Raw genomic sequence first — 12,426 nt, forward strand, 5'->3', positions numbered from 1 at the left:
CTCTGGATTCTAGTGTTTTTCGGAATGAGCCCCGGACGGAAAACCTACCTATTTCCGGGACCCGCACCGAGTGCCAGATTGAGTGCCACGGCGTTATTCAGACCGTTAAGCCGGGTGCTGATTTCAGAAAGAGCCGCGGCGTTCGCCGATCTCTGCGCGGTGAGAAGCGATAGGAAACTGCCTTTGCCCGCTTCGTAAAGCGTTGAGGCCTGGGCAGCTGCTTTCTCAGCCGTGCTCCGGGCAACGGTCCGGCTTCTCGCTTCCTCGCTGTAGTAAGCGGCAGCCGAGAGACTGTCTCTTACGTCTGAGTACGCCTGTTCAGCGGCCATCCGATAGCTTTCGAGCGCGGCGGTTTCCGCGGCCTTTGCCTGGGAGAACCGCGCGGAACGGCGGCCGAAGTCAAATATCGGGAGGTCAAGCGAGAGCCCGATGGACCAGATCGAATGCGTGAAGAGATCAGAGAGAGCCCGTGACTGCGTTCCGGCGCTTCCGGTCAGCGAAATACTGGGGAAGAAGGCCGCATAGGCGACAGCGACAGAGGCGTGCGCGCTGCGGAGCATCGCCTCAGCTTCACGGACGTCAGGTCGGTTCTGAAGCAGAGTGCTGGGGATACCGGGGCGGATCGCCGGTACTTCGGGGAGTCCGTACGGAGAATCTGGGAGCTTCAGCTCAGGCTGCGCGGTGAGAAGCGCAAGCGCATGAAGGTGCTGGTCCGCGGAAAGCTTCCAGCTGCTCACCGCTGTGCGCTGTGTCTCAACGTCAGAGCGCGCGGTATTCACATCGACCTCGGTTGCTGTGCCGAGCCGGTATCTCGCTTCTGTAATGGAGAGCGTTTTTTCCAGCGACGCGAGAGTGTTCTCTGAAATTGTGAGACTCTGCCGGGCGGCGACCCACCCGAAATACTGACGGGCGATATTGCCGGCCAGTGACAGCTCCACCGCACGGACCGCCCAAAGACTAGAGTCCGCGCTGGCAAGGGCCGCTTCACGGGCTTTGCGGTTTTTGCCCCAGAAGTCGATCTCCCAGGCGGCTTCGCCCTGAACGCGATGGATCTTGGACTTCTGATAAGCGCCAGACGTGGCGCTTTCCGTCCGGCTGTTGGATGCGTCAGCCCCTAGTGAAATATTTGGGTAGAGCGCGGCTCCGGTTTCCTCGGCGTACGCCCGCGCCTCTTCAAGTCTCGCGAGCGCGGCCCGAACATTATGCGAGCGGCTGAGACCGGCTTCAATCAGGCTGCTCAGCGTCGGATCCGAGAATTCGTTCCACCAGTCGCTCCTGGCGCTGAAAGCGCCTCCCTTTACATCAGGCGCGTTCCAGGTGTCCGGAAGCGAAGCCCGGGTGTCGGGCAGCGTTTTCGGAAGCCCAGGCGGCGTGGAGCAGGAGGCAAGAAGAAGCGAAGCGGCCAGGCTGGATGCAAGAGTAATGGCGGTTTTCTTCATTACAGCTCTCCTTTCCCGGGTTTGTCAGACGCTGAGTCACCTTCAGACGGCGCGTCCTTCGTCTTCTTTCGCATCTTCGTGAACCAGGTGAAGAACACCGGAACGAAGATCGTCGCGATGAAGGTCGAGATCAGCATGCCGCCGAACACACCGGTACCCATCGACTGACGGGCAGCAGATCCCGCGCCCGACGCAGTGACAAGCGGCAAAACGCCGAGCATGAGGGCGAGTGATGTCATGAGAATCGGGCGGAGACGGATGCGGGCGGCGTTCACGGCGGCCTGGGCCGGTGTATCGCCGAGCGCCAGTCTCTGGAGCGCGAATTCCACGATCAGAATAGCGTTCTTCGCCGAGAGGCCGATAAGCACAAGAAGACCGATCTGGAAGTAAATGTCGTTGCTGAACCCCCGGAGCGTGAGTGACACGAAGGCTCCGAGAAGCGCAAAGGGCAGCGCGAACACCACGGCAACCGGGAGCGACCACCGTTCGTAAAGTGCGGCCAGAATGAGGAAGACGACAAGAATGCCGAACCCGAATGCGGTGACCGATGAGCTTCCGATCCGCTTTTCCTGCCACGCCTGGTCAACCCATTCCACCGTGTAGCCTTCCGGAAGGACCTGCTGCGCGGTTTCCTCAACAATCCGGATGGCGTCACCCGAACTGATCCCCTGTGTCGCCGCGCCCATAAACTGGGCAGCGAGATAGCCGTTCAGACGCATCATGCTGATCGGACCCGATGTGCGTTTCACCGTGATCAGGGTGGAGAGCGGGATCATCGCGCCGCTTGAAGACCGGACCCAGGACCGGCCGAGATCCTCAGGTGTCATGCGGTAGGCAGTATCCGCCTGCACGATGACGCGGAGGAGCTTCGAGTCGCGGGGGAAGTCGTTCACATAGGTGCTGCCCATCAGCGTTCCGAGCGTGTCGTAAACATCCGCGATGCTGACCCCCATGGCAACGGCCTTGTCTTCGTCAACAGAGACCGAGAGCTGCGGGGATTCAGCCTGCAGGAAGCTGCGAAGCGACGTGAGTTCCGGACGCTTTCGGAGGGCTTCGACGAATTCGTCAGAGACGGCCTGAAGAGCCTTGGGGTCATCGTTCCCGCGGGCCTCAATAAAGCCCGTGAAACCGTTCGCGCTGCCGAGTCCCGGAATGGCGGCGGGGAGCGTTGCGGTGCCGATCGCATCCGTACGGGCGTTTGCGATCTTCTGCATCATCTGACGGACATCCGTGGCGCTGACGGTGCGGTCTTCCCAGAGCTTCAGTTTCGCTGTGATGGAGGCGACGTTAGGGCGGAAGTCTGAAGAGGTAGCGTCGCGCCCTGCTTCAGTCAGTACTGAGCCAACTCCTGGAAGCTTCTGAACCTTGGCTCCGACTTCGGCCGCGAGTTTCTGCGTTCTCGGGTAGGCGGAACCTTCCGGGAGCCGCAGCACCATGCGGACAAGCCCCTGGTCCTCAGAGGGAACAAAGGATGTCGGGGTAATCTGCACGAGTTCCCATACAACGGCCGTGATCGCGACCAGAATGACCGCGCAGGCAAGGCTGTGGGAGAGCGCGAGTTGCACGGTGCGGACGAACTTCGCCGTGATCTTATCGAGGCAGCGGTTGAAGAGCACGAAGAACGCAGGCTTCTCTTTGCGGTGCTTTTTATCCGGCGCCTTGAGGAAGAGAGCGCAGAGAGCCGGCGTGAGGGTGAGTGCGTTGAAGCCTGAAATCACAACAGCCATGGCGACCGTGATGGCGAACTGCCGATAGAGTTCACCCGCCATGCCGCCGAGGAAGGCGACCGGGACAAAGACGGAGGACAGCACGAGAACGATTGCGACCAGTGCGCCTGACACTTCCTGCATCGCCTTGACCGCAGCCTCGCGGGGCGAGAGCCGTTCGTGAATCATCAGACGGTCCACATTCTCCAGCACGACAATCGCGTCGTCCACCACAATGCCGATTGCGAGCGTCATGGCGAAAAGCGTGAGCGTATTGATGGAGAAGCCGCAGAGCCAGAGTCCCGCTGTACAGCCGATGAGTGACACCGGAACCGAGATCATCGGGATCAGCGTGGCGCGCCAGGACTGCAGGAAGAGGAACACCACAGCCAGCACGAGAAGAATCGCTTCACCGATTGTTGTGATCACTTCTTTCAGAGACGCTTTCACGAAAACCGTGGTGTCGTCAGTCACGCTGTAGGTGAGTTTGCCTTTCGGGAAATGTTCCTTCAGCTCATCCATCCGTTTCACAACCGCGTTGGCGGCAGCCAGCGCGTTGCCGCCGGTCTGCAGGAAGACGCCGATATTCGCGGCCGGGTACCCGCTCTGCTCTGTCTGGAATTCGTAATTCCGGCGGCCGACTTCAATCCGGGCTACGTCACGCAGATGGATGGTGCCAAATGCCGGATCACTCCTCAGCACGATGTTTCCGAACTGCTCCGGATTCACAAGCTGGTTGCGGCCGGTAACCGTGTAGAAGAGCTGCTGGTTCTCGGGAGTCGGCGCTGTGCCGGTTCTGCCGACACCGTACTGCTGGTTCTGGGCCGAGATGGCTTTTTCAATATCGGAGGTTGTGACGCGTAGCTTCGCCATCCGGAGCGGATCCACCCAGATACGCATAGCGGATTCCACGTTGCCGAAGACCATGACGTCACCGATATCGGGAACGCGTTTCAGTTCGTCAACGATATTGACGTTCGCGTAGTCCGCCATGGCGAGCGGCGACATGCTCTTATCCGGAGACGTGAGAATGATGCGGAGGAGGTTATCGGAACTGCGCTTTCTCACCGTCACGCCGACATTTCTCACAGCCTGAGGCAGTTTTCTCTCAGCCGTACGGACGCGGTTATTGATTTCAAGAACCGCGTTATTCGGATCCGTGCCGATTTCGAACGTGCAGTTGATCCGGACTTCACCGCTTGAGCGGAGCGTCGTCGTGTAGTAGATCAGACCCTGAATGCCGGAAAGCTGAGCCTCAATCGGCTGAGCTACGGTTCGGGAGAGCGTCTGGATGTCAGCGCCGTCATAGGAGGCGCTGATCATCACAGACGGCGGGGTAATGTTCGGGTACTGGGAGACCGGCAGCACGCGAACAGAGATGATGCCGGCGAGCACGATCAGAATCGCCATCACGGTGGCGAAGATCGGCCGCTTGATGCAGAACTGGGAGAGCATGGTGTCAGGCTCCGCGGTCAGGAGGCGGCACGGGAAGCGGCGGGTGAGCCCTTCCCGGGATCGGTGACCTCGCGGCCGTCACGCAGTCTGAGAATCTGGTCAGTAATCACCTGATCCCCGGTCTTCAGTCCTTTCCGCACAATCCAGCTCGTGTCATCCCAGGGACCGACTTCCACCGGAACACGCTTCGCCTTGTTGCCTTCCCGGAGATAGACCGCGTAAGTGCCGTCAGAAAGCTGGAGAACAGAGGCCTGCGGCACCTTATAGACAGCGTGTTCGGTCCCGGTCTGGATTCTTACCCGCACAAACTGTCCGGAGAGGATATTGGCGGGGGAGGTGATCTTTGCCCGCATCTGACGCGTTCCGAGGTCCGGTGTCACAGACTGCGACACATAGTCGAGTTTTGCGGGAATCCGTTTTCCATCCGAATTCACGACTTCAACCGCGTTCCCGAGAGTCATCGAGGCGTTCCCGAGATCGCGGTCGCTGATAGCGAAGACGACCTTCAGATCCTTCTTCTGCGTGAGCGTGGTGAGCTGAGTCGACTGGGCGGTCACCAGTGCGCCCGGGTTCACGAGTGCCATGCCGGCGATGCCGTCCGCGGGAGCAGTGATCTGTGTGTGGGAGAGCGAGATGGCGGACGAGGCGGCCTTTGCCTCAGCGGCCTTCAGGGCTGCGCGTGCTACCTTCGCCGTGCTTTGGGCGTCATCCAGATCTTTCTGGGGTACGGCCTGCTGCGCGTAGAGTCTGCGCGTGCGGGCGAGTTCGCGGTCCGCCTGCTCAAGCTGAGCCTTCGCCTGGTTCGCCGCGGCGCGTGCCGCTTCGAGATCTGCCTGGAAAGGTGCCTGATCAATGACGAAAAGCGTCTGGCCGCGTCTGACGAATTCGCCTTCCTTATAAAGCTGCCGCTTCAGGATGCCGCTCACCTGAGACCGGATCTCCACCTGATCGGCACCCTCGGTCTGCCCCATCACCTCATGCCACTCGGGAACGTCTTCAGGAGTTACCGCAAGCGTAGTGACCGGCACAGGCTTTGTCGGAGCCTTTGTGTCGGTCTTTTTTGAGCAGCCAAGGACGCAGATGGCGGAGAGCCCTGCAGCCAGTATGAGTTTGTACCACTTTCTGGGCATGATGAACCTTTGAGGGCCTTTTTTAAGGCGAAGATTGCCCAGATTGTATACTGCTAACGGGTTAAAAAAACCTCAGTTCTTTCGAGTAACCAGGTGAGTGCTTCTCCTGATACCCGATCCTTCAGCTTTTCTCTAACGAGCCGGTGATAGTCGTTTAGCTTCGCTATTTCGTCCGACTTCATCATGCGGGGATAAATGAGCCGCGTGTCAATCGGGCAGAGAGTGAGCGGACGGAACGTCATGAAGCGGCCGAATTCGCTTGAGGCCTGCGGAATCGGCGTGATCAGATTCTCAATCCGGATTCCCCAGCGTCCTTCACGGTAAAGTCCCGGCTCATCGGAGACCACGATTCCCTCTACAGTCTTTGTAGCTTCAGAAGGAAGCGAGCGGGGAGAAATCGAGTATGGGCGCTCATGCACATTCATGAAGAAACCGACGCCGTGACCCGTGCCGTGGCCGAAATCAGCGTCCACTTCCCAGAGCGGCGCGCGGGCAAAGGTATCGAGCTGAGACGCATAGGCGCCTTCCGGAAAATAAGCGTCCAGCAGGTGCAGGTGTGAGCGGAGCACCGCGGTGTAATCACGCCGGATCGCGTCATCCGGCCGATGAATCGGCGTGACACGGGTGATATCGGTGGTGCCGGACTCGTACTGGGCTCCCGAGTCAATAAGAAGCACCGTGTCTCCTTCCAGCACTGCGTTATGTTCGTCAGACGGCTCATAGTGAGGCAGCGCGGCGTTCGCGCCCACTGCAGCAATCGTGCCGAAGGATTCGCTCACGTAGCCCTGGCCTTTCGCTCTTTCATCATGCAGGCGGCGGACCACATCCATTTCGGTCACTGTGGCTCCTGAAGCAAGCGCAGATTCGAGCCAGGCATAAAAGCGGCAGAGCGCAGCACCGTCCTCGATCATCGCTTCGTCGATCAGGCGGATTTCTTCAGCTGTTTTGCGGGTCTTGAAGAGCGCGAGAGGTGAGAGTCCCTCGGTGACACGGACCTGCTTCGGGATGCGGTTCCGGAAGTAATCGGTGGTCACCGCCGGATCAAAGAGCAGAGACGCATTTTCCGGAAGCGAGGCTATGGCGTCAGCGAATGCCGCATAGGGGCGGACTTCAAAACCGTCAGAGAGCAGCGCATCCTTCAGCTCAGCCGGAAGCCGGGTTTCATCGATGAAAAGCATGGGCTTTCCGCGGCAAAGCAGGAAATGGGAAAGAAAAACCGGATTGAAGTCAACGTCAGATGCCCGGAGGTTTGTGAGCCAGCCGATTTCATCGAGCGCGGAAGTCATGAAGGAATCTGCGCCGAGTGAGGCAAGCTGTGCCTCAAGACGGGAGAGTTTGTTCTGACGGGATTCGGGCGCGAGCGTATACGCGAAAACTGTCGAGGAAGGCATGGCGGGGCGATCGTTCCAGATCAGGGAGGGAAGATCCAGATCCTCGCGAAGCGAGATGCCCTTGGGGCTGAGGAGTGAGGTCAGCCGGTCTGCGATTCTGACGCTGAGAGAGCGGCCATTGATGCCGACAGAGGAGCCGGTGGGTGCGTGAAGCGACAGCCACTGATCCCAGCCATCGACGCCCGGGGCGCCGTCCTTCATCAGCGTGATGCCGGAGCCTTCGAGCTGTCCCGCGGCCTGCGTCCAGTAGCGGCTGTCAGTCCAGAGCAGTGCGTCATGCTGCGTGACAATCAGCGTTCCAGCGCTTCCCGTGAAACCGGAGAGCCATTCACGGTCAGCCCAGTGCGGCGGAAGATATTCCGATGCGTGGGGGTCCGATGTGATGGAGACCCAAGCAAACAGGTTTTCTTTTTCGAGAAGCTGTCTTAGAGATGAAATTCTGTTTTTAACGTCTGACATTTCATTAATCCAATCAAAGATTCTCGCGCCGGTCGCAGATCAGAAGAGCTTTCTCAGGCTGACGCTGAAGGGAATGGTGATGATGCCTTCCGGAGTTTTGGATTCCGTCATGTGGATATCCTCGATACGCCACCCGGCATCCCGGAACTCTGTGAGCGTAGCGGAAACGCGGAGACTGTGACAGATCAGGCGGACGCTGCCGAGCTTTTCACCCGAGACAAGCGGATCCTCGGCCTCACAGTGCACGAGTGTCTGGTAGGGCGCATCAAGCAGGGGATCGGCGAGATCGCTGAGAGCCCGGGGACCGGACCGTGCGCGGTGGCGCGGAAGCGCGGTCGGTGCGGGGCTGTCAGATGCCTGATCGGCAGAAGACGATGCGGCGGCGGACAGGTCACCCTGGGCAGTCGCGGCGCAGCCGCTCAGCACGGCGGCTGACAACACAGCGAGCAGGGGAACGAGACATGAGCGCTTCATGCCCAAACTCCGAAAAAAGAATAATCCCTACATTTTAATTTCCGGAGAAATTAAAAATTCCCTGATTCCCTATGCGGGAATCAGGAAAATGTAAGGATTATTGAATGGTATTAGCGGTTTCTTGAACGACCGCCGCGGCGGGGAGCAAGACCCGGGGGAAGATTGCTGCGGGTGGTGCTGTCGGTATAGCGGGAGTTACGTTCAAAGTAGTCCGTGCTGCGGTCCGAACGGGGGCCGCGGGAAGGACGGCGGCGCTTTTCTGCACCGCCCGCGCGGTAGGGACGTTCACCCGGCATGCTCTGCGGAAGGAAGAGCGCCTGATGTTCGGGCGCGAACGGATCCACCGGTTCGTAGCGCGCGATCGTGTCGCGGCTGCGGGAGCGGCCCGGCGCCTTGCGGCGGGGGGTGTAGTTGATCGAATTGCCGAAGTTATCGGGATCAAAACGGTCAGAACGCTCGGCGCGGTCACCCCGATCCGAACGGTCGGAGCTGCCGCGGCGCGAGGCAGATTCAGGGCTGCGGCGGGAGTTGCTGCGCTTCACCTGATGACGGCGGGCAGCGCCGCGGCGTTCAGGCGCGGAGCTGTCGCGGTCAGAGCGGGAGTCTTCAGCGGAAACCTCAGAAGACTCGGAAGCCTCTTCGCGGTTCCGGCGGGGAGCCGAGGCGGGACGTCTTCTTGCGCGGCTCTGCTGGGAAAGACGCTGATGATGATTCTGCTCTTCGCGGCGGTCATCCTCAGCGAGATCCTCAGGCTGGGGACCGGCGTACTGAGCGGGAACGATCAGGTTGATCTTTTCCTTCAGGAGCTTCTCAATCGCGGTGAGCAGCGGGCGGTCTTCAGGCGACACCAGGCTCACAGCGTGACCGGGGACACCGGCACGGCCCGTGCGGCCGATACGGTGCACGTAGTCCTCAGGCACATCAGGAAGGTCATAGTTCACGACGTGAGGCAGCTGCTCAATATCGAGGCCGCGCGCGGCGATATCCGTCGCGACGAGCACCTGGACCTTCTTATCCTTAAAGTCAGCGAGGGCCTTGGTGCGGGCGTTCTGGCTCTTGTTGCCGTGAATGGCGGCAGCGGTCAGGCCGTCTTTGATCAGCTGCTGGCAGAGGCGGTTCGCGGCGTGCTTCATACGGGTGAAGACCAGCACCTGGGACCACTTTTCATCGACGATCAGATCGCGGAGCAGCTCACGCTTCCGGTTCTTCGGCACGGCATAGGCCTGTTGCTCAATCAGAGCTGATTCCTTGTTGGGGGAAATTTCGACTGAGACCGGAGAATTGAGAAGGGAGTCCGCGAGCTTGCGGATATCCGGGCTGAAGGTGGCCGAGAAGAGCAGGCTCTGGCGGTTTTCCGGGATCAGCTTGATCAGCTTCCGGATGTCATGGATAAATCCCATGTCGAGCATGCGGTCGGCTTCATCGAGCACCAGGAACTTCACCGCGGAGAGAGACACATGCTTCTGACCGAGGTGATCAAGAAGGCGGCCCGGCGTGGCGATAAGAATATCAACGCCGCGGGCAAGGGCCGCGGTCTGGGGTTTCAGGTTCACGCCTCCGAAAACGAGGGCGGAACGGATATCCAGATATTTCGAGTACGCCGTGATGTTCTCGTGGATCTGAGCCGCGAGTTCGCGGGTCGGAGCCAGAATCAGCGCCGTCACTTCCTTCGGCTTCGCGCGGACGCCGGACTCGGCGATCTTCTGAATGATCGGCAGGCTGTAAGCCGCGGTCTTGCCGGTGCCGGTCTGAGCGGCAGCCAGCATGTCCTTGCCTTCAAGCAGGGACGGAATGGATTTCTGCTGAACCGGGGTCGGTTCACGGTAATTTAATTCGTCAATAGCCTTAAGCAAAGGGTCAATCAGACCCAGAGAGGCAAAAGATTGGTTCACTTTGAGAGAAACCTATGAGAACTGCGCGGAGCCAGTCGTAAAAAAGAAAGCTGGTCCAGGTTTGGGGCAGTCCCCGGTTAATATATTGGAAGACAGGATGGCGCTGTTATCGGTGCGGGGTGAACCCTGGACACCTGTGAGGCGTAGGCAGATGCTTAGTTGTATCAGGCCGAAACCCCGGCAAACCTGGATTGCCGCGGGATAACTGTCAAGAATGCCGAAAATTTGCTTTTCTGCATGTGTGGCCATTGTACCTGATTACTTCTGATCAGGGGTTCTTCACGAGAGTGAAGTTTTGGAGAAACTATGAGTGAATTGAAGATTGAAGAGATCGTCGTTGGCGAAGGCGATGAGGTGAAGGACGGAGACTGGGTTTCCGTTCATTACACCGGCTGCCTCGAGGACGGGACGAAGTTTGATTCGAGTCTCGACCGCGGCGAACCGATTGAGTTTCCCCTGGGAGGCGGCATGGTGATTCCCGGCTGGGAGCAGGGTATCCGCGGTATGCGCGTCGGAGGAAAGAGAAAGCTCGTGATTCCTCCCGAGCTCGCTTACGGTGAAGACGGCGCGGGTGATGTGATCCCGCCGAACGCGGTTCTCGTGTTTGACGTAGAAGTGGTCGGCACCCGCTCGAACCAGTACCCCGAAGAGGGCGATCTGGAGATTGAAGAGCTCGAGGCCGGCACTGGAGCCGAGGCTGTGCCCGGGGACACGGTTTCCGTGCACTACACCGGATGGCTTGAAGACGGAACGAAGTTCGATTCGAGCCTCGACCGCGGTGAACCGATCGAATTCCCGCTTGGTGTCGGCTACGTGATTCCGGGATGGGACCAGGGTCTCGTCGGGATGAAGGAAGGCGGCCGCCGCCGCCTGACGATTCCGTCCCATCTTGCCTATGGCGCAAACGGCGCCGGCGGCGTGATTCCGCCGTTCGCGACGCTCGTCTTTGAAGTGAACCTCATCCGGGTTCAGAAGGCGGCTACGGAGCCGTAATAGACTCGAGCCCCCGGCCGAAATGGCTGAGCAGTTCAACCGTTTCGAAAACGGGGAGCCCGACAATGCCTGAGTAGGAGCCTTCGATATGCGTGATGAAGGCTCCTGCCAGTCCCTGCACAGCATAGCCGCCCGCCTTGTCGTAGGGCTCATCGGTACCGGCGTAAAGCTTCATCATCGAGTCCGTCATCGTGCAGAATGTGACGCGGGACTCGGAAATCACCGTTTCCAGATTCTCTGTTGTCGTACCGACAGCGACCGCTGTGCGGACAACATGCGTTTTTCCTGAGAGCAGATCAAGGAACCGCAGCTCCTCCTCCACAGACTGAGGCTTCCTCAGAATGGTTTCACCGAAAACCACTGTCGTGTCAGCCGAAACGACAGGCAGCACTTCCAGTCTTTTTTCCTCAATCACCCGGATAGCGTCGAGAGCCTTTTCACGGGCGGTTCTCAGCACGTAGCTGCGGGCTGATTCTCCCGGACGGCGTTCTTCATCGGTCTGGGGATCCGCTGCCGGAGAGATCTCTGGCGTGAGAAGGCAGATCTCATAGCCGAGTCCGGCAAGGATTTCACGCCGGCGGGGGCTCTTGCTCGCCAGATAGATTCTTGATGTCATGCTTTAGGCCCTGTGGTAGGGGTGATTATTCAGAATCGACCAGGCGCGGTATATCTGCTCCGAGAGAATCACCCGGGCGAGAGCATGCGGCAGCGTCATGGAGGAGAGGCGGATCATCATGCGGCTCTCCTTTTTCAGTTCAGGGTCTATGCCATCAGTGCCCCCGATCACGAAGGCAACGGATTCACCGCTGTCCTGCCAGGCGCTCAGCTTCTTCGCAAAATTGACTGTTGTCAGATCCTTGCCCCGCTCGTCCAGCGTGACGAGAAGCGACCCCTTCGGGATGGCCTTGCGGATGCGGTCAGCCTCAGCGGCCATCAGGTCGCTTTTGCTCTGTCCATGCCGGGGTTCTTCCTTGACGGTCTTCAGTTCAACTTTCCAGTCCCGGGGGAAGCGGGTGAGGTAGTCCTCAACCGCGGTAGAGGCCCATGCCGGAGACCGGAGATCAACTGCCACAATGGTGATTTTCACGGGTGTCCCCCGTCAGGCCTTTTCAATCTTGCGGGCAGGGAGTGCGTATTCGGGATCAATCTTCATGTTGACCCGCTTGGCACCCCAGACTTCTTCCAGGTTGTAGTACTCGCGGATCTGAGGCTGCATCACGTGAACAATCGCGTCGCCGCAGTCGACGAGCACCCATTCACCGGATTCCTTGCCTTCAAAACCTATTACGCTGCCGCCGGCAGCCTTGACCTTTTCCTTGACGTTTTCCGCAAGCGCCACGGTGTGACGGTTCGAAGTTCCGGAGGCGAAGACAGCGCGCGAGAACTGATCGGTCAGTTTTTCCGTGTTGAAAACGACGATGTCCTTGCCTTTGATCTCAACGAGGGCGTCGACGATGATGCGCTGAAGCTTTCTGATATCCATAAAA

9 protein-coding genes and 2 pseudogenes are annotated in these 12,426 nt (G+C 59.3%); 2 read left to right on the top strand and 9 right to left on the bottom strand.

Annotated features, from left to right (window positions below; translation table 11 throughout):
* Window positions 1–44 precede the first annotated feature (44 nt).
* From BN1936_RS03295 to BN1936_RS03320, 6 genes and pseudogenes are all read right to left on the bottom strand, one after another.
* Entirely contained in the window at window positions 45–1,439 is a 1,395-nt protein-coding gene (locus BN1936_RS03295; RefSeq protein WP_022443255.1) for an efflux transporter outer membrane subunit, read from the bottom strand.
* Window positions 1,439–4,600, bottom strand: a complete 3,162-nt coding sequence (locus tag BN1936_RS03300) for an efflux RND transporter permease subunit (RefSeq protein ID WP_049686621.1) — start codon at window positions 4,598–4,600, stop codon at window positions 1,439–1,441. The genes BN1936_RS03295 and BN1936_RS03300 overlap by 1 nt, the downstream gene beginning before the upstream one ends.
* 17 nt (window positions 4,601–4,617) lie before the next feature.
* Entirely contained in the window at window positions 4,618–5,730 is a 1,113-nt protein-coding gene (locus BN1936_RS03305; RefSeq protein WP_049686622.1) for an efflux RND transporter periplasmic adaptor subunit, read from the bottom strand.
* 53 nt (window positions 5,731–5,783) lie between these two features.
* Window positions 5,784–7,580: an aminopeptidase P family protein gene (locus BN1936_RS03310; RefSeq protein WP_022443252.1), complete on the bottom strand. Its 1,797-nt coding sequence runs from the start codon at window positions 7,578–7,580 to the stop codon at window positions 5,784–5,786.
* Window positions 7,581–7,619: 39 nt separating this feature from the next.
* On the bottom strand, window positions 7,620–8,054 hold the full coding sequence (locus tag BN1936_RS03315) for a hypothetical protein (RefSeq protein WP_022443251.1): 435 nt from the start codon (window positions 8,052–8,054) through the stop codon (window positions 7,620–7,622).
* Between the two features lie 464 nt (window positions 8,055–8,518).
* A pseudogene (locus tag BN1936_RS03320) lies at window positions 8,519–9,946 on the bottom strand (DEAD/DEAH box helicase); the annotation flags it as partial.
* 306 nt (window positions 9,947–10,252) lie between these two features.
* On the opposite strand from BN1936_RS03320, the pseudogene BN1936_RS11640 reads away from it, so the two are divergent.
* Window positions 10,253–10,555: pseudogene (locus BN1936_RS11640) on the top strand (FKBP-type peptidyl-prolyl cis-trans isomerase); the annotation flags it as partial.
* Between the two features lie 48 nt (window positions 10,556–10,603).
* The gene (locus tag BN1936_RS11645) at window positions 10,604–10,939 is read left to right on the top strand and encodes an FKBP-type peptidyl-prolyl cis-trans isomerase (protein WP_269147792.1); all 336 of its coding nucleotides are present in this window, start codon (window positions 10,604–10,606) and stop codon (window positions 10,937–10,939) included.
* On the opposite strand, the gene BN1936_RS03330 is transcribed toward BN1936_RS11645, so the two are convergent.
* Genes BN1936_RS03330 through rsfS form a run of 3 tightly spaced genes read right to left on the bottom strand, consistent with a single transcriptional unit; the run spans window position 10,926 to window position 12,422 of the window.
* Entirely contained in the window at window positions 10,926–11,555 is a 630-nt protein-coding gene (locus BN1936_RS03330; protein ID WP_022443220.1) for a Maf family protein, read from the bottom strand. The two genes, BN1936_RS11645 and BN1936_RS03330, sit on opposite strands and share 14 nt — an antisense overlap.
* Before the next feature lie 3 nt (window positions 11,556–11,558).
* Window positions 11,559–12,026 carry a 23S rRNA (pseudouridine(1915)-N(3))-methyltransferase RlmH gene (rlmH, locus tag BN1936_RS03335; protein WP_022443219.1) on the bottom strand — a complete coding sequence of 156 codons (468 nt, stop codon included), beginning with the start codon at window positions 12,024–12,026 and terminating at the stop codon, window positions 11,559–11,561.
* Between the two features lie 12 nt (window positions 12,027–12,038).
* The gene (rsfS, locus tag BN1936_RS03340) at window positions 12,039–12,422 is read right to left on the bottom strand and encodes a ribosome silencing factor (RefSeq protein WP_022443218.1); all 384 of its coding nucleotides are present in this window, start codon (window positions 12,420–12,422) and stop codon (window positions 12,039–12,041) included.
* Window positions 12,423–12,426 lie beyond the last annotated feature (4 nt).

The sequence above is a fragment of the Dakarella massiliensis genome (assembly GCF_001182045.1).
Taxonomy (GTDB): Bacteria; Pseudomonadota; Gammaproteobacteria; order Burkholderiales; family Burkholderiaceae_F; genus Mesosutterella; species Mesosutterella massiliensis.

Coding starts and splice junctions, on each gene's coding strand:
- rsfS (WP_022443218.1), bottom strand. CDS start 12,422: ATGGATATCAGAAAGCTTCAGCGCATCATCGTCGACGCCCTCGTTGAG.
- BN1936_RS03310 (WP_022443252.1), bottom strand. CDS start 7,580: ATGTCAGACGTTAAAAACAGAATTTCATCTCTAAGACAGCTTCTCGAA.
- BN1936_RS03300 (WP_049686621.1), bottom strand. CDS start 4,600: ATGCTCTCCCAGTTCTGCATCAAGCGGCCGATCTTCGCCACCGTGATG.
- BN1936_RS03330 (WP_022443220.1), bottom strand. CDS start 11,555: ATGACATCAAGAATCTATCTGGCGAGCAAGAGCCCCCGCCGGCGTGAA.
- BN1936_RS03315 (WP_022443251.1), bottom strand. CDS start 8,054: ATGAAGCGCTCATGTCTCGTTCCCCTGCTCGCTGTGTTGTCAGCCGCC.
- BN1936_RS03295 (WP_022443255.1), bottom strand. CDS start 1,439: ATGAAGAAAACCGCCATTACTCTTGCATCCAGCCTGGCCGCTTCGCTT.
- BN1936_RS03305 (WP_049686622.1), bottom strand. CDS start 5,730: ATGCCCAGAAAGTGGTACAAACTCATACTGGCTGCAGGGCTCTCCGCC.